A 15,628-nucleotide genomic window follows, 5' to 3' on the forward strand; every position below is an offset into this window, starting at 1 on the left:
AGTGATCGAAACGCGGTATCACGACAGCGTTAACGTCTTGCAAGCGCTGACTGCGAGCGGCACCGCTGCGCCCTTCGACCGCGCCGAATGGTATGCAATGCTGGCAGACACCGGGCTAACCCCGATGATTGCGATGGCGAGCGATGCCGATGCCGCCGCCGCGCTCGCGCTGACCGAGGATCGCGGGCGAATCGCCCCCTTGCGCAACTGGTACAGTTTCACGTGGCGCGAACTCGCTCCGGCGGGCGCTGCGGGTGAGCGGCTACTGCGCGCCATTGCCCAAGGGCTCAAACGGCGCGGCTGGCGGGTGACTCTCGAACCCGTGCCGGGCGAGGATGGATCGGCCACGCGCCTCGCCGAAGCATTCCGTTCAGCTGGCTGGCAGGTCGCGGTGGAGCAATGCGACAGCAACCATGTGCTTGATGTGCGCGGGCGCAATTTTGCCCAATATTGGGAAAGCCGCCCGGGAACCTTGCGCACCACATTGAAACGCAAGGCCAAAAAGGTCGAGACCGAAGTGCTGACCCGCTTCGATCCGGCGGTGTGGGCCGAATATGAAACAATCTATGCTGCCAGCTGGAAGCCGGCGGAAGATCAACCCGCCATGCTGCGCGCTTTTGCCCAGGCCGAGGGCGCGGCGGGCCGCCTGCGAATGGGCGTGGCGCGAGCCGATGGGCTGGCAGTGGCCGCGCAGTGCTGGACAGTCGAAAATTCAATCGCCTACATCCACAAGCTCGCCCACCTTGAAAGCCACAAGCCACTGTCGGCAGGCACCACCTTGAGCGCGGCGCTGTTCCGCCACGTGATCGATTGCGACAAGGTAGCCATCGTGGATTTCGGCACTGGCGATCAGAGTTACAAAGCGGACTGGATGGAACAGGTGCGCCCACGCTTCCGGATCGATTGTCTCGACCCGGCACAGCCGAAAAGCTGGGCGCCGCTTGCCAAGCGCAAGCTGCAGGCGTTGCGCGGATCGGCGGCGGCCCTGCCCGTTGCAAGCCTTGCACCCGCGCCCGCGCATGGCTAAGCCCCGCGGCCACGGTCGCACGCAGGAACCAAGGTAGCGTCATGGGCAGCACGCCATTCATCGAAGGTCAGTTGGACGAGGCAGCGCTCGACCGGCAGTTGAAGGCCCTGATCGCCGATGTCCTCGGCCTGGATCAGGCACAGGCTGCGGCGTTTGGCGCGGAGTCCGGCCTGTTTGGCCACCTGCCCGAACTCGATTCGATGGCCGTGGCCGGATTGCTGACCGAGATGGAAGACCGGCTCGGGATCGTGATCGACGATGATGATGTCGACGGCGAAATGCTGGAGACTTATGGCGGGCTGCTGGCCTTCGCGCAGGCCAAGCTAGACCCCCTCCAGACCCCGTCTTGACCCCTTCCAGGCCCGTGCTTGCGTGATTTTCACGTGGAACATTCCCGCCCGTGATGGCGGTTTGGCCGGCGATGAAATGCTGCTGGCGTTTGATCGCGGGCGCACGGCGCGGGTGCTGATCTGTCCGGCGTGGTTCGATGAAGCAAACAAGCTGCGGCGCTTTACGGTCGAAGTGATGCGGCGGCTGGATGCGGCTGGGATCGACTCCCTCCTTCCCGATCTGCCGGGCTGCAACGAAAGCCTCGTAGCGCTTCAGAAACAGACACTTGGTGAATGGCGTTCAGGCATGGCAGCCGCTGCCCAATCGCTGAGTGCGACCCATGTTCTAGCGATCCGTGCGGGCGCGTTGGTGGCCCCCGCAGAACTTCCCGGCTGGCATTACGCCGCACAATCGGGGCCGAAACTGCTGCGCGGCATGATCCGCGCCCGCACCATCGCAGCGCGCGAGGCCGGGATTTCCGAGACGTCCGAAGGCCTTATGGCCATTGGGCGAGAAAGCGGATTAATGCTGGGGGGTTGGCACATCGGGGCAAAAATGTTCCGCGAGCTTGAGATTGCCGAACCAACCGTCGCTCATAACCAGACCGAAATCGCCCAATCTCAAATCGGCGGCTCCGGCCTGTGGCTGCGCGCCGAGCCTGACGAAGATGCCGGTCAGGCTGACCGGCTCGCGGCGTTGATCGCGGACAGCATCGGATGAGCCGCCTTTCGCACACCTTCGGCTGCGGCAGCCTGTTGCTTGCTGCCACGCTCGACACGGCACCGGGCACCGCTGGTCTCCTGATCATCAGCGGCGGCAACGAGATTCGTGCGGGTGCATTTGGCGGACAGGCCGACATGGCCTCCCGCATTGCCAGTGCGGGGTTTCCGGTATTTCGGTTTGACCGACGCGGGATTGGCGACAGCGAGGGCGAGAACCGCGGTTTCCGTAATTCTGCCAAGGATATAGCCGCCGCAATTGATGCATTTCGTGCGATGGCACCGCAAATTGGACGGGTGATCGCTTTCGGCAATTGCGATGCGGCTTCGGCGCTGATGCTGGCGGGCGGTGCGGGGTGCGACGGGCTTGTGTTGTCGAACCCGTGGACCATCGAACATGGCGAAGGCGGCAAGGCGGCCGATGACACCCCGCCCCCCGCCGCGATCCGCGCCCGCTATCTGGAAAAGCTGAAGAACCCGCGTGAAATCATGCGGCTGCTTGGAGGAGGTGTAAATCTGGGCAAACTGGGTCGCGGCCTTGCCCGCTCGCTCAGCCCTGCTGCGCCGCCGTCCAGCCTGGCACAGGAGATGCGCGAAGGAATTACCAGCTTTTCCGGCGATGTCCGTATCCTGCTTGCTGCAGCGGACCGGACGGCGCAGGTGTTCGAAGCAGCATGGGATAAGGGCGATCCGCGCATCCACCGCTGCGAAGGCGCCGGCCACGCCTATGTCGAACCGGCGCACCGCGACTGGCTGGAAGCGCAGATCCTCGCCGCTCTGCGCGCCTAACGCTCGAACAGGCTAACAAGCTCGACATGGGTTGACCAGCGGAACTGGCCCACGGGCCGCAATCTGGTCAGCCGGAACCCGGCCTCAGCCAGCACAGCCGCATCGCGCGCCCAGCTGGCAGGATTGCAGCTGACATAGACCACGCGGGTCAACGTGCTCGCTGCAATCTCGGCAATCTGCGCCCGCGCTCCGGCCCGCGGAGGATCAAGCAGCACCGCATCGAAACGGTTCAATTCGTCTGGCTGAAGCGGGTTGCGGAACAGATCACGGTGTAGCGCCAGCACAGTGCCCCCGGCCCGCGCTCCGGAGGATTTGCAGGCGAGGTGAGCAGCCCGCTCTGCCTCCACGGCGAGAACTTTGCGCCCCTCCCCCCGCAGCCCGAAGGCAAAGGTACCCAACCCGGCGAACAGATCGGCCACGATCTTGGACTCTGAGAGCCATTTAACGGCGTCGGCCACCATGCGGGCCTCTGCATCGGCCGTAGCCTGCAGGAACGCACCCGCAGGCAGTCCGACCGGCACGCCCGCGAGAGTAATCGTCACCGGCTCCGGTTCCCACACCGTTTCCGGCCCGTAGCCCTGATCGATGGTCAGGCGCGCAAGCCCCTGATCGCGCGCGAAATCGAGTGCAGCCTCGGTCGGCCCAAGCCCTTCGAGAGGGAATTGGGAAAGGTTCATCTCCACACCCTGATCGCCGAGCGTGAGGTCGATCCCGACCATGGCCTTGGGGCCATAGGCACCCACAAACCGCCGTAGCGGTGCGATCAGCGCGGCCAGTTGCGGGTGCAGCACCGGACATTCGGCCAGATCGACGATGCGGTGCGATCCGCCCTCCCGGTAACCGATCGCCGCGCCCTTGGCGATGCGCAGCCCGTGCAGCCCTGCGCGGCGGCGGGTTGCGGGCGGCGAAAGGTGCACGGGCAGCAATTCGGCAGGCTCCAGTCCCTGCCCCTTGGCGGCGTTGAGCACACGATCGCGCACGAAATCGGCCAGGGCGTCATCGTCAACATGCTGCAACTGGCACCCGCCGCAGGTGGAAAAGTGGCGACAGACAGGCGCGACGTGATGTGGCCCCGGCGTGATCACTCCGTCTTCGTCCACCAGGTCGCCCGGCACGGCTCCCGCGACATGACGACCGGAGGCGGCAACGCCGTCACCTTTGGCGGCGAGGCGGATGATGGGTTCGGAAATTGTCGCGCTTGCGTTCATAGGCAGGCCGCTAGCGCTTCAGCGACCCTTTCGGCAAGCTGCGAAGGAGTAAATGCCGGGCCTGCCCGCCGCGCGGCCTCACCGTGCAGCCACACAGCCTCGCAAGCTGCAGTGAAGGGATCGGCGCCGGTCGCCATCCGGCTAACCGCTATTCCGGCGAGCACATCGCCGCTTCCCGCGACCGAAAGCCAGCTTGGCGCGGGTGGTGCGATCGCGATACGGCCATCGGGCGCAGCAATGATTGTGTCCGGCCCTTTGGCGCAAATAACCATCCCGCTTGCCGTTGAGAGCGATCTGGCACGGTTGATACGACCCTCCGCAATCACACAGAAAGCGCGGCACAGTGCTTCCAATTCGCCATCGTGCGGGGTGGCGAGAATGGGTTGATCTGCATTGAGCATCCAGGGGCCGACCAAATGAAGGGCATCGGCATCAAGTACGATTGCCGCGGCGGATCGAAGAGCCTCCTCAAGCCCCTTGCGCGCCCCGTCGTGCCTGTCCAGACCCGGTCCGATCAATACGGCATTGATGCGTTCATCCGACAATGCCACGCGATATGGCGATGGATCGACTACAAGATCAGGCGGTGCCTGGTGCAAATCATGTGCTGCCAGTTTCACATAGCCCGCCCCTGCCCGCATCGCTGCCAGTGCAGACAGCGTCGCAGCCCCCAGCATGTCTCCACCCAACACCATCGCGAGGCCGCGGCGGTATTTGTGACTATCTGCAGCGGGCGACGCGATTTTCGGGCGTGTTATCAACTGCGCAGCCCCCTCCACCGCGCCGATGCCGATCGGCACAAGCCGCATCTGCCCCATCAATTCCCGGCCCGGCAGGCGCCAATGCGTGAACTTCCATGCGCCGAGCGCCAAGGTCAGATCATAGGCCGGCAGACCGCTGTTGAGCGCTGCGCCGCTATCGCTGGCAACGCCGGAGGGCACGTCCACCGCGACCCGGTAACGATGCCGCGCCGCCAGATCGCATAGCAACAATGCGTGTTCCGCCACCAGTGGTCGTGCAAGGCCCGAACCGAACAGGCAATCAACGAATACCTCGCCTGAAACCCCCGCCCGCCCGACCGGCCCGCCCCAGCGCTGCGCTGCCGCCTTCGCCGCATCGGTCGCAGGATCAAGCGGGGCGACGACATTCACCGCATTGCCTGCCGCGCGCAAAAGTCGCGCGATAACATAGCCATCGCCGCCATTGTTACCAGGGCCGCACAACACGGTGATGTTGCGGCCCGCGGCGACCCGCCGGATCCAGTCCGCCGCGCCGCCTGCGGCAACCTCCATCAGCTCGGAAACGCTGGTTCCGCTATCGAAAAGCGCCTGTTCGGCAGCGCGCATCTGCGCTGCAGTGAGAACCTGCGCGGCGCTCACGGCGCAGGCGGTGTCAGCAATGCTTGCGGAATGCGATAACGATCAGCCCCCACAGCGAAGCTTCCCGCATCCGCCATACCGGGTTCAGGCACCAATGGTTCGGCTCCGTCGAGGGGAACGAGCGCACCGGTTTCTGCCATGCGGGCGAACCTGCGGAAACCGCCATCGGGATGGTGGATCACGATCTCCCCACCACTCGTCTGTTCGAGTGTGCAAACAGTGGAGAAACCCGCCCCTGCGCCAATCGCGCAATCGACCTGCGCACCCGGCGGCGGCGGGGACACTTCAGCCCCGCCGCACGCTGCGGTGGCAGTCACCAGGGCCAGCGCGCTAGATATCCGCAAAAACATGGGTTTCCGCCTTCGCGCCCGGATGGGTTAGCGCACCGAACCGCGCCGGGCCGACATTCTGAGCATAGCGCCAGAGCGCGCCAGCCTGATAATCGTGGCTGCGCGGCTGCCATGCCTTGCGACGCTCTGTCAGGACATCTTCGGCGACGTCGAGTTCAATCGTGCCCGCTTCGGCATCGATGCTGATGATGTCGCCATCCTTGATCAGCGCAATCGGCCCGCCTTCGGCAGCTTCCGGGCCAACGTGCCCGATGCAGAAGCCGCGCGTCGCGCCGGAAAAACGTCCGTCGGTGATCAGCGCAACCTTTTCGCCCATGCCTTGCCCGTAGAGCGCGGCGGTGGTCGACAGCATCTCGCGCATCCCGGGGCCGCCCTTGGGCCCTTCATAACGGATCACGATCACGCAGCCCTCCGCAATGTCGCGACTTTCGACAGCGGCAAAGGCATCTTCTTCGCAATCGAACACCCTTGCAGGGCCGGAGAACTGGAGCCGCGCCATCCCGGCAACCTTCACGATCGCGCCATCAGGCGCGAGGCTGCCCTTGAGGCCGACAACACCGCCGGTAGGGGTGAGCGGGGACTTCACATCGTAGAACACCTTCTGATCAGGGTTCCAGGTAATTTCCTCAAGGTTTTCGCCGATGGTCTTGCCGGTGACAGTGATCGGGTTCGGGTCGATGAACCCGCCATCCAGCAATGTTTTCATCGCCATGTAGACCCCGCCCGCCTCGTGCATATCCTTGGCGACATACCGACCGCCGGGCTTCAGATCTGCAATGTAAGGCGTTGATTTGAATATCTCGGCAACATCGAAAAGATCAAAGTCGATCCCTGCCTCGCTCGCCATGGCGGGCAGATGCAGCGCGGCGTTGGTCGATCCGCCGGTAGCCGCCACAACGCGGGCGGCGTTCTCGAACGCGGCGCGGGTGCAGATGTCACGGGGGCGCAAGTTGCGGGCGACGAGTTCCATCACCTGCTTGCCCGCCGCGACAGCGATGTCATCACGCGATCTGTAAGGCGCGGGCGCCATGTTGCTGTTTGGTAAGGACAATCCAATCGCCTCGCCAACGCAGGCCATGGTGTTGGCGGTAAACTGGCCCCCGCAGGCGCCGTGTCCGGGGCAGGCGACCTTTTCGAGCGCGATCAGTTCGGTCAGCGGGCAATTCCCGGCGGCGAACTGGCCCACGGCCTCGAACACATCCACCACGGTCACATCATTGCCGCGGTGCGTGCCGGGCAGGATCGAACCGCCATAGACGAAGATCGAGGGCACATTCAGCCGAAGCATCGCCATCATCATGCCGGGCAGGCTCTTGTCGCAGCCAGCAAAGCCGACAAGCGCGTCATAACAATGACCTCTGACCGAAACTTCGACCGAATCCGCAATGATCTCGCGGCTGATGAGCGAACTTTTCATCCCCTGATGGCCCATAGCGATGCCATCGGTAACGGTGATGGTGTTGAACCGCCGCGGGGTGCCCCCGCCTGCGATGACGCCTTCGCGGCAGATATCGGCCTGCGCGTTCAAGGTGGTGTTGCACGGCGCGCTATCGTTCCCGGCGCTGATCACACCGACGAAAGGCGCGGCGATTTCTTCCTCGGTCATGCCCATCGCATAGTAGTATGAACGGTGCGGAGCGCGCTCCGGCCCGACCGAAACGTGGCGGCTGGGAAGCTTCGATTTGTCAAACTTGGACGACATAAGATTTCCTGTAGCGGGGATTTTGTGAAACGTCCCCTGCCTTCAGGCGAGCGCTGACGCAACCCTTTGCGCAATATTGGCAAGCAATGCCGCCCAGCGGGTGTGATCTTCGGGGTTTTGCGTGAGGTCTTGCCGCAGTTCGACGCCGAGATAGGGGCGTCCTGCACCTTCCGCATGGCGGTTCATGGTGTAATTTAAATCGCGGCCCGAATAGGGGAGGTTGTCGCCGACATTCAGCCCCTCGGCTTCAAACATGGGAATGGCGATCCGGGCGGCGCGGTCATCCTGATTGTACAGCACGCCGACCTGCCACGGACGCGCCTCCTCGCGTGAGGCAAGGCGCGGGGTGAAGCTGTGGAGCGAGAGGATCAGCGCGGGCTCTGCCGCCGCCAGCCAATCGGACAATACGGTGTGATAGGGCCGGTGGAAGCGGGTAAGCCGCCCTTCCCTTTCCACGCCGATATTGCCGGGGATCGGGTGACCGTCGCTCGCCTCGGGGACGAGGCCGGGGGCGCTTTCTTCGCGATTGAAATCACACACCAGGCGGCTGACGGCGGCGATGTAGGCGGGAATGGCGTGATCGCGGGCGAGGCGTTCAGCAATCGCTTCGGTGCCGATGTCGACTGCGATGTGTTCGTGCAGCAAGTGTGCGGGTATGCCGAGGCTGATATCGGCGGGCACATGGTTCGAGGCATGATCGGCGGTGCAGACGATGCCGCCTTTGGTGGCGGTGCCAAGCTGGCGGTAAGATTCGTTCACGATCCCTAACCCCGTTCGTGCTGAGCTTGTCGAAGCACTGTTCTTCTTCTGAGCTTGATCCAAAAAATACGGCCCTTCGACAAGCTCTGGGCGAACGGAGTTTTTTGGCAGTTAACGCAGCCGCCCTGCCATGATCCACCACTCTCCCGGCATCGCTACCGCCGCTGCATCGCGGGCCTCGGGCGTGTCGTAGAGCGCAAAGCAGGTCGCGCCGGAACCTGACATGCGGGCGAGCCACGGCGAAGTGGCTTGCAGAGCCTCCAGCACCTTGGCGATCACTGGGCACAACGAAATGGCGGGGGCTTCGAGGTCGTTGCGCCCTTCCCTTGCGATCCTTGATGCCGGGCCTTCGGGCACTGCGCCCCTGTCTTCACCATCCCAAGCCTTGAAGACCGGGCCAGTGCTGAGCGGCACACGAGGGTTGACCAACAGGACAGGGGTTCCGGCGAGGTCGTCTTCGACTTCGCGTTGCTCGGTGCCGGTGCCGAGGCCGATGTGGGTGCGGCTGAGGACGCAGGCGGGCACATCCGCGCCAAGCTTTGCCGCCCTCGCTTGCCAATCTTCGGGCAGGCCGTGCAATGCCTCGACGATCCGGAACACCGCCCCCGCATCCGCCGACCCGCCGCCGAGACCAGCCGCGACAGGGAGGTTTTTCTCCAGCGTTATCGCAAGACCCTCCGGGCGCGGCAGCGCGGTCAGTGCCTTGGCCACAAGGTTGTCGAAAGGATTGTCCAGCCCGCCCGCAAATTCGCCCAGCGTGGTGACGCTGTCCTGCGCGGCCGGCTCCGCCGTCAGCACATCGCCCGCATCGACGAAGGCGAACAGGGTCTCAAGCTCGTGATACCCGTCCTCCCTGCGCCTGCGGACATGCAGCGCGAGGTTGATCTTGGCGTAGGCGGTTTCGCGCAAATCGAACGTCCCCTCAGCTTCGAGCGTCAAGTCAGCTTCTTACTCATCTGAAGCGAGCGCACGGCTAATCCGCTCTTCCTGATACGGTTCCAGCGCCCCCTCGGGAGCCATCGCAGCAAGATGAACCACTGCGGCACTCCGCACCCGTTCCTGCTGATATGGCTCCATGTTCGCGTACATTCCCCAAACACCGAAAAACAGAGTCGCGAAAATCAACGAGGTCGTGCGCACGGCCCTGTCGAAAACCGGCAGTCCCTTACGCTTTGAGACCTGCTTATCCTGAGCCATTAGGCGATACTCCCCGGATCCAGTTTCGGTGCACGAGATGCGATCAGAGCCTTCTCGCGCAGCAGCCTCACATATTCGGATAGTTCGGCCCGCCGCCGCCTTCCGGCGTCACCCAGTTGATGTTCTGGTTGGGATCCTTGATGTCGCAGGTCTTGCAGTGGACACAGTTCTGCGAGTTGATCTGGAACTTGGGCTCGCCGGTCTTTTCGTCGACCAGCCATTCGTAGACCCCCGCCGGGCAATATCGCGCCGACGGCCCGCCATAGACGGCAAGCTCACTCTCCTTCTGCAATTGCAGATCGGCGACCTGCAGGTGGCAGGGCTGGTCCTCGGCATGGTTGGTGTAGCTGTAGGCGACGTTGGTCAGCTTATCGAAGGTGATCACGCCATCGGGCTTGGGGTAGTCGATCTTCTTGTAGAGATCGGCCCGGCCGGTCATTTCGTAATCGCGGTGGTGCTTCATACTGATGGGGAGGCCGATCTTGAGCGTCCTCATCCACATGTCGATGCCTGCCAGCACCGTGCCGATTTCGCCGCCGAACTTGGCGACCGCAGGCTCGGCGTTCTGGACGACCTTGAGCTCGGCCGCGATCCAGCTGGAGCGCACCGCAGCATCGTAATCCATCAGCTCGGTCTTTTCATGGCCCGCAGCGATTGCCCCAGCGATGGATTCTGCCGCCAGCATCCCGCTCTTCATCGCGGTATGGCTGCCCTTGATGCGCGGCACATTGACGAAGCCCGCCGCGCAGCCGATCAGTGCGCCGCCGGGGAACGCCAGTTTCGGGACAGACTGCCAGCCGCCCTCGTTGATCGCGCGCGCACCATAGCTGACGCGCTTGCCGCCTTCGAGATATTCGCGGATCGCCGGGTGGTTCTTCCAGCGCTGGAATTCCTGATAGGGCGAAACCCACGGGTTCTTGTAATCAAGCGCCGTCACGAAGCCCAAGGCCACCTGCCCGTTCGCCTGATGGTAGAGGAAGCCCCCGCCCCAGCTCTCGCTTTCCGACAGAGGCCAGCCCTGCGTGTGGATCACCCGGCCCGGCTTGTGCTTTTTGGGATCGATGTCCCACAATTCCTTGATGCCAAGGCCATAAACCTGCGGCTGGCAATTCGCCTCAAGGTCGAACTTCGCCTTCATACGCTTGGTCAGGTTGCCGCGCGCGCCTTCGGCCAGCACGGTGTATTTGGCGTGGATTTCCATGCCGGGCGTGTAATCGCCCTTGTGGCTGCCATCAGCGGCGACGCCCATGTCCTGCGTGATCACGCCTGCAACGCGGCCTTCATCGTCGATCATCACGTCGGCGGCGGGGAAGCCGGGGAACACCATGACACCCAGCGCCTCGGCCTGTTCGGCCAGCCAGCGGGTCATGTTGCCCAGCGATCCGGTGTAGCAGCCCGAATTGCTCATCAGTGGCGGCATAAAGACGTGAGGCATCGAGGTTTTGCCGTTTTTCGACAGCACCCAGTGCCAGTTATCGGTCACCGGGGTTTCCGCCATCGGGCACCCCTGGTCGCGCCATTCGGGCAGCAACTCGTCCAGAGCCTTGGGATCGACCACCGCGCCCGACAGGATATGGGCGCCGATTTCCGAACCCTTTTCGAGCACGATGACCTCGAGTTCGGCATTGATCTGCTTGAGCTTGATTGCCGCCGCGAGGCCAGCCGGACCGCCGCCGACAATCACGACATCGCAGGGCATTGATTCACGTTCGACCATCGGGCTTTCCTGATCCTTGATAGTTTTGGCGCGCTCGCCGCACATTCCGGCGAATTGCTCTCCCCTTGCACTTGCTAACTGGGATTCGCCCCGTCAAGACCTCGCTTTATCAGCATGACCACCGCAGCCCCCTCTCTTGCCCGTGATTTTGAGGCGGCGCTCGCCTGGTGGCGCGCGGCTGGGGTGGACTGCGACTTTGCCGATGACGCTACGGCGTGGTTGGCCGATGCGGCGCTCGACACGCCCGCAATTCCCGGAAAGTCAACGGCGGGAAGGCCAGGGAACGCCCCCGCCGCAGCGATGGGCGGAGAAAATCCGGCACCGCGCAAATTCGCCGAGATCGCTCTGCCAGCGGCGGTCACGCCGCGCCGCGACCTGCTGGGCGATTCGCCGCCGACTGATCTCGCCGCCTTCCGCCAATGGTGGCTGGAAGCACCCGCGTTGGATAGCGGGAGGCTTTATCCTCGGATTGCTCCTGCCGGGCCGGAGGGTGCCACGCTGATGGTGCTGGTGCCGCAACCGGAAGAACATGATCGCGAAAAGCTGCTGGAAGGGCCGCAGGGCCGCCTGCTCGCCAATATGCTGAGCGCCATGGGGTTGGATGCTGGCGCGGTTTACATCGCATCGGCCTTGCCGTGCCACACGCCGTTGGCCGATCTGGCACTGCTGGCGGCCGGCGGAATGGATGCCGTGCTGGCGCATCACATCGGCCTGGTCGCGCCGCAGCGTCTGCTGGTGCTTGGCACAGCGCTTGAAGCGATGCTGTCAGAAAATGCGGGGCAGCCTTTACGTGAAATCAACCATGCCGGTGGCAAGGTTCCGGTGATGGTAAGCGAAACGCTCGAATCGTTGATGGAAATGCCCCGGCTCAAAGCCCGGTTCTGGCGGAGATGGATGGAATGGTCGGCCTCACAATGATGCGCCCGCGCACAAGCCTTTTGGCAATCGCGCTGGCTGGGCTGGCGTTTCCTGCCGGCGCACAGGCGCAATCGGGCAGTCTGGTCGCCGATTGGCGCGGCGAGGCGCGCAGTGATGCGGCCATTGCCGCAGTGCTGGGCCGTGAGGATCGCGAACATTACCGCCAGCTGTTCACCGCAATCGACGCGCAGCAATGGCCGATGGTCGAAGAACTGCTCGCCCGGCGTCCCGATGGTGTGCTGACACAGGCAGCCCGCGCCGAATACTACACCCACGCCAACAGCCCCAAGGTTTCACCCGAACAGATTGCCGGGTGGTTTACCGACGGCACCGAACTGCCGCAGGCCGATCAGCTGGTGCGCATGGGCGCAAAGCGCGGTGTTACCTCGTTGCCCTCCCTGCCGACCGAACAGGGCTTTGCCCGCCAGCCCTATGCGCCCAAGCGTATTCTGCCGCGCAATGTGAACGACGGTACGATGCCGTCTTCTACTGCAACGATGATCCTTGAAGCGATCAAGTCAGATAACCCGCTCGAAGCCCAGCGGCTCCTTTCAGAAGTGGACTGGCAGCTTTCCAGCGACGCCCGCGCCGAATGGCGCCAGCGGGTCGCGTGGAGCCACTATATCGAAAACAACGATGCCGCCGCATTGGAACTGGCGCGCACCGCATCCGAGGGCACCGGCGAATGGGTCGCCGAAGGCGCGTGGACCGAAGGTCTGGCCGCATGGCGGCTGGGTTATTGCTCGCTGTCGGCAGAAGCTTTTGCGCGAACTGCCGGGCGGGCATCCAATCCCGAACTGGCGGCTGCCGGGCATTACTGGGCGCACCGGTCGCTGGTCCGTTGCCGCGAGCCGGGACAGGCGCAGCAGCATCTTTCCGCTGCGGCGCAGATGCACGAGACGCTCTACGGCATGCTCGCTGCCGATCAATTGGGCGTCGAACTGCCCGCCCACGCTCCGCCGCAGGCCTTCGGGCCGGACGACTGGAACCAGCTTGCCCGGCGCGGCAACGTGCGTGTGGCGGTGGCCTTGACCGAGATCGGACGTCCCGGCCTGGCGGATGAAGTTTTGCGCCATGAAGCGAAGATCGGCCCTGCCAGCCAATATGGGGCACTCGCCCGGCTGGCACGCGAACTCGGGCTGCCGTCCACCCAGCTGTGGATGGCGCATAATGCCCCTTACGGCTCCAGCAGCGATCCCAGTTTGCGTTTCCCTGTGGCGCATTGGCAGCCGGTTGGCGGCTGGCAGGTCGATCCGGCGCTGGCCTTCGCCCACGCGCTGCAGGAATCGAACTTCCGCGCCAATGCTGTCAGCCCCGCCAATGCGCGCGGGCTGATGCAGATCATGCCCGGCACCGCGCGCGATCACTCAGGTCGCCTCAGCCTTGGTGCCTCTTACGAGGATTTGAACGACCCGCAGGTCAACCTTGCCTACGGCCAGCGCCATCTGGCGATGCTGCGCGATCATCCTGCGACCGGCGGCGTGCTGCCCAAGATCATGGCCGCCTATAACGCCGGGCTTACACCAATCGGGCGCTGGAATTACGAGATCAACGATCAGGGCGATCCGCTGCTGTGGATGGAATCGATCCCCTATTGGGAAACGCGCGGCTATGTTGCCATCGTGATGCGCAATTACTGGATGTATGAACGCGCTGCGGGCGTCCAATCGCCCAGCCGCCGCGCGTTGGCACAAGGCCGCTGGCCGGAATTTCCGCAGGCGGGCACCGTGCGTTCCGCAAGGCTGGAGCCATAATGGCGATCGACGAAAGCCGCACCTTCAAGCCGATCAATATCGCGGTGTTGACCGTATCGGACACCCGCACGGCTGATGATGACACTTCCGGCGATATACTGGCCGAGCGGGTGACGGGCGCGGGCCACAATCTGGCAGCGCGGACGATCGTGAAGGATGACGCCGCACTGTTGGCCGCGCAGTTCGAGGCGTGGATTGATGATCCCGCCATTGATGCGATTGTCAGCACCGGCGGCACGGGACTGACGGGCCGCGATGTGACGCCAGAAGCCCTCGGCCAGATCGAAGGCGCGCGCGACATCCCCGGATTTGGCGAGCTGTTCCGCTGGCTCAGCTACAAGAGCATTGGCACCAGCACCGTGCAATCGCGCGCCTGCGCGGTTGTGGCCCGCGGCACCTATATCTTTGCGCTCCCCGGCTCGAACGGCGCGGTGAAGGACGGCTGGGACGGGATTCTGGCCGAGCAGATCGACAGCCGCAACCGGCCCTGCAACTTCGTGGAACTGATGCCGCGTTTGCGCGAGGTGTGACGTAAGCCCGCGACGACCGGCGGCCAGACCCCGTTTAGACCCCTGCTTGCTGTAGCCTTGCGCGGCGCAGCTTTGTTCCTTAAATGTTCCACGTGAAACATTCTCCGGTCAAAGGGCGCGGTGCGCAATCGGGAGTAGTCCCCACCCGCTTCGGGCTGGCGACACGCGAAATCGATGGTGACTGGCGCGACCATGTGCAGACGCTCGACGGCCCACCCGTCAAACTGCGCACCACGGTGACCGAGGAACGGCCCAAATCGATCCTCACCTTTAACCAGTCACCCGATGTGCCGTTCGATCGCTCGATCAACGCCTATCGCGGGTGCGAGCATGGGTGCGTCTATTGTTTTGCGCGGCCCACCCACGCCTATCACGACCTGTCACCGGGGCTCGATTTCGAGACGAAGCTGTTTGCCAAGCCCGATGCAGCCGATCTGCTCCGCAAGACGCTGGCAAAGCGCGGATACCGCCCGAAACCCATCGCGATGGGCACCAACACCGATCCCTATCAGCCGATCGAGCGGGATTACCGGATCACGCGCCAGGTGCTCGAACTGTGTCTTGAGACGCGGCACCCCGTCACCATTACCACCAAGTCCGACCGGGTGCTCGACGAGGCCGGTGTTCTGGAGGCATTGGCACGCGAGAAGCTGGTCGCGGTATCGATCTCGGTGACGACCCTCGATCCGGAACTGTCTGGCAAGCTCGAACCACGCTGCGCTGCGCCCGCCAAGCGGCTGGCGGCGCTCGGCAAGCTGGTGGAACTCGGCGTGCCGGTGCATTGCTCGGTATCGCCGATTATCCCCGCGATCACCGACGAATTTATCGAAGGCATCATCGCCGAGGTCGCACGGCTGGGGGTGCAAAGCGTGAACTGGATCCCCCTGCGCCTCCCCCACGAAGTCGCGCCCCTGTTCCGCGAATGGCTCGCCGTCCACTACCCCGACCGCGCAGGCAAAGTGATGAGCATCGTGCGCGAGATGCGGGGCGGGCGGGACAATGACCCCAACTTCCACAGCCGCTTCAACCCGCAAGGCGTCTGGGCCGACCTCATCCGCGCGCGATTCAAACTGGCGTGCAAGCGGACGGGGATTGGCAAAGCGCGGTTCGAACTCGACTGCTCACGGTTCAGGCCGCCAGAGGTGGGCGGGCAGCTGCGGCTGCTCTAAGGTTCCACGCCTTCACAGTAGCTACCGCCGCTTTGCCAACGTCCGCCAGCGTCGAGGCATGAGTCGACGTGGTTCATCTC

16 protein-coding genes are annotated in these 15,628 nt (G+C 63.9%); 8 read left to right on the forward strand and 8 right to left on the reverse strand.

Annotated elements, in window-relative coordinates:
• Position 1: 1 nt before the first annotated feature.
• Genes IP79_RS03825 through IP79_RS03840 form a run of 4 tightly spaced genes read left to right on the forward strand, consistent with a single transcriptional unit; the run spans position 2 to position 2,865 of the window.
• Positions 2 to 1,027: a GNAT family N-acetyltransferase gene (locus IP79_RS03825; protein WP_233994072.1), complete on the forward strand. Its 1,026-nt coding sequence runs from the start codon at positions 2 to 4 to the stop codon at positions 1,025 to 1,027.
• Between the two features lie 41 nt (positions 1,028 to 1,068).
• Entirely contained in the window at positions 1,069 to 1,377 is a 309-nt protein-coding gene (locus IP79_RS03830) for a phosphopantetheine-binding protein (protein ID WP_054117878.1), read from the forward strand.
• Between the two features lie 22 nt (positions 1,378 to 1,399).
• Positions 1,400 to 2,077, forward strand: a complete 678-nt coding sequence (locus IP79_RS03835; protein WP_324608165.1) for a hypothetical protein — start codon at positions 1,400 to 1,402, stop codon at positions 2,075 to 2,077.
• Positions 2,074 to 2,865 (forward strand): hydrolase 1, exosortase A system-associated, encoded by a 792-nt coding sequence (locus tag IP79_RS03840; protein ID WP_054117879.1) that lies wholly within the window; start codon positions 2,074 to 2,076, stop codon positions 2,863 to 2,865. Before IP79_RS03835 ends, IP79_RS03840 begins: the two co-directional genes overlap by 4 nt.
• Here the strand turns inward: IP79_RS03840 and IP79_RS03845 are convergent.
• From IP79_RS03845 to IP79_RS03880, 8 genes are all read right to left on the reverse strand, one after another.
• Positions 2,862 to 4,073, reverse strand: a complete 1,212-nt coding sequence (locus IP79_RS03845) for a class I SAM-dependent RNA methyltransferase (protein ID WP_197273725.1) — start codon at positions 4,071 to 4,073, stop codon at positions 2,862 to 2,864. The genes IP79_RS03840 and IP79_RS03845 overlap by 4 nt on opposite strands.
• Positions 4,070 to 5,452 (reverse strand): NAD(P)H-hydrate dehydratase, encoded by a 1,383-nt coding sequence (locus tag IP79_RS03850; RefSeq protein ID WP_082336981.1) that lies wholly within the window; start codon positions 5,450 to 5,452, stop codon positions 4,070 to 4,072. Before IP79_RS03850 ends, IP79_RS03845 begins: the two co-directional genes overlap by 4 nt.
• Complete coding sequence (locus tag IP79_RS03855; protein WP_054117880.1) at positions 5,449 to 5,769, reverse strand: hypothetical protein; 321 nt, start codon at positions 5,767 to 5,769, stop codon at positions 5,449 to 5,451. The genes IP79_RS03850 and IP79_RS03855 overlap by 4 nt, the downstream gene beginning before the upstream one ends.
• 13 nt (positions 5,770 to 5,782) lie before the next feature.
• Complete coding sequence (ilvD, locus tag IP79_RS03860; protein ID WP_054117881.1) at positions 5,783 to 7,504, reverse strand: dihydroxy-acid dehydratase; 1,722 nt, start codon at positions 7,502 to 7,504, stop codon at positions 5,783 to 5,785.
• 42 nt (positions 7,505 to 7,546) lie between these two features.
• Positions 7,547 to 8,263, reverse strand: a complete 717-nt coding sequence (locus tag IP79_RS03865; protein WP_054117882.1) for an N-formylglutamate amidohydrolase — start codon at positions 8,261 to 8,263, stop codon at positions 7,547 to 7,549.
• A gap of 111 nt (positions 8,264 to 8,374) precedes the next feature.
• Positions 8,375 to 9,172: a 4-(cytidine 5'-diphospho)-2-C-methyl-D-erythritol kinase gene (locus IP79_RS03870; protein WP_054118031.1), complete on the reverse strand. Its 798-nt coding sequence runs from the start codon at positions 9,170 to 9,172 to the stop codon at positions 8,375 to 8,377.
• Between the two features lie 39 nt (positions 9,173 to 9,211).
• On the reverse strand, positions 9,212 to 9,460 hold the full coding sequence (locus IP79_RS03875) for a hypothetical protein (protein ID WP_054117883.1): 249 nt from the start codon (positions 9,458 to 9,460) through the stop codon (positions 9,212 to 9,214).
• Between the two features lie 67 nt (positions 9,461 to 9,527).
• Positions 9,528 to 11,177 carry an electron transfer flavoprotein-ubiquinone oxidoreductase gene (locus IP79_RS03880; protein ID WP_054118032.1) on the reverse strand — a complete coding sequence of 550 codons (1,650 nt, stop codon included), beginning with the start codon at positions 11,175 to 11,177 and terminating at the stop codon, positions 9,528 to 9,530.
• Between the two features lie 114 nt (positions 11,178 to 11,291).
• Between IP79_RS03880 and IP79_RS03885 the strand changes: the two genes are divergently transcribed.
• From IP79_RS03885 to IP79_RS03900, 4 genes are all read left to right on the forward strand, one after another.
• Entirely contained in the window at positions 11,292 to 12,095 is an 804-nt protein-coding gene (locus tag IP79_RS03885; protein ID WP_054117884.1) for a uracil-DNA glycosylase family protein, read from the forward strand.
• Positions 12,077 to 13,849 (forward strand): lytic transglycosylase domain-containing protein, encoded by a 1,773-nt coding sequence (locus IP79_RS03890; protein WP_233994073.1) that lies wholly within the window; start codon positions 12,077 to 12,079, stop codon positions 13,847 to 13,849. Before IP79_RS03885 ends, IP79_RS03890 begins: the two co-directional genes overlap by 19 nt.
• Positions 13,849 to 14,379 carry a molybdenum cofactor biosynthesis protein B gene (gene moaB, locus IP79_RS03895; protein ID WP_054117885.1) on the forward strand — a complete coding sequence of 177 codons (531 nt, stop codon included), beginning with the start codon at positions 13,849 to 13,851 and terminating at the stop codon, positions 14,377 to 14,379. Before IP79_RS03890 ends, moaB begins: the two co-directional genes overlap by 1 nt.
• An 83-nt stretch (positions 14,380 to 14,462) precedes the next feature.
• Entirely contained in the window at positions 14,463 to 15,548 is a 1,086-nt protein-coding gene (locus IP79_RS03900) for a PA0069 family radical SAM protein (RefSeq protein WP_054117886.1), read from the forward strand.
• The last annotated feature ends 80 nt before the right edge of the window (positions 15,549 to 15,628 follow it).

Origin of the sequence: Porphyrobacter sp. AAP60 (genome assembly GCF_001296025.1) — a bacterium.
In the GTDB taxonomy this organism is placed as follows: Bacteria; Pseudomonadota; Alphaproteobacteria; order Sphingomonadales; family Sphingomonadaceae; genus Erythrobacter.

Bases quoted from the DNA above. Each gene is read 5' to 3' on its own strand.
- IP79_RS03830 (WP_054117878.1), top strand. From the start codon at position 1,069: ATGGGCAGCACGCCATTCATCGAAGGTCAGTTGGACGAGGCAGCGCTC.
- IP79_RS03840 (WP_054117879.1), top strand. From the start codon at position 2,074: ATGAGCCGCCTTTCGCACACCTTCGGCTGCGGCAGCCTGTTGCTTGCT.
- IP79_RS03845 (WP_197273725.1), bottom strand. From the start codon at position 4,073: ATGAACGCAAGCGCGACAATTTCCGAACCCATCATCCGCCTCGCCGCC.
- ilvD (WP_054117881.1), bottom strand. From the start codon at position 7,504: ATGTCGTCCAAGTTTGACAAATCGAAGCTTCCCAGCCGCCACGTTTCG.
- IP79_RS03875 (WP_054117883.1), bottom strand. From the start codon at position 9,460: ATGGCTCAGGATAAGCAGGTCTCAAAGCGTAAGGGACTGCCGGTTTTC.
- IP79_RS03880 (WP_054118032.1), bottom strand. From the start codon at position 11,177: ATGGTCGAACGTGAATCAATGCCCTGCGATGTCGTGATTGTCGGCGGC.
- IP79_RS03885 (WP_054117884.1), top strand. From the start codon at position 11,292: ATGACCACCGCAGCCCCCTCTCTTGCCCGTGATTTTGAGGCGGCGCTC.
- IP79_RS03890 (WP_233994073.1), top strand. From the start codon at position 12,077: ATGGTCGGCCTCACAATGATGCGCCCGCGCACAAGCCTTTTGGCAATC.
- moaB (WP_054117885.1), top strand. From the start codon at position 13,849: ATGGCGATCGACGAAAGCCGCACCTTCAAGCCGATCAATATCGCGGTG.
- IP79_RS03900 (WP_054117886.1), top strand. From the start codon at position 14,463: ATGTTCCACGTGAAACATTCTCCGGTCAAAGGGCGCGGTGCGCAATCG.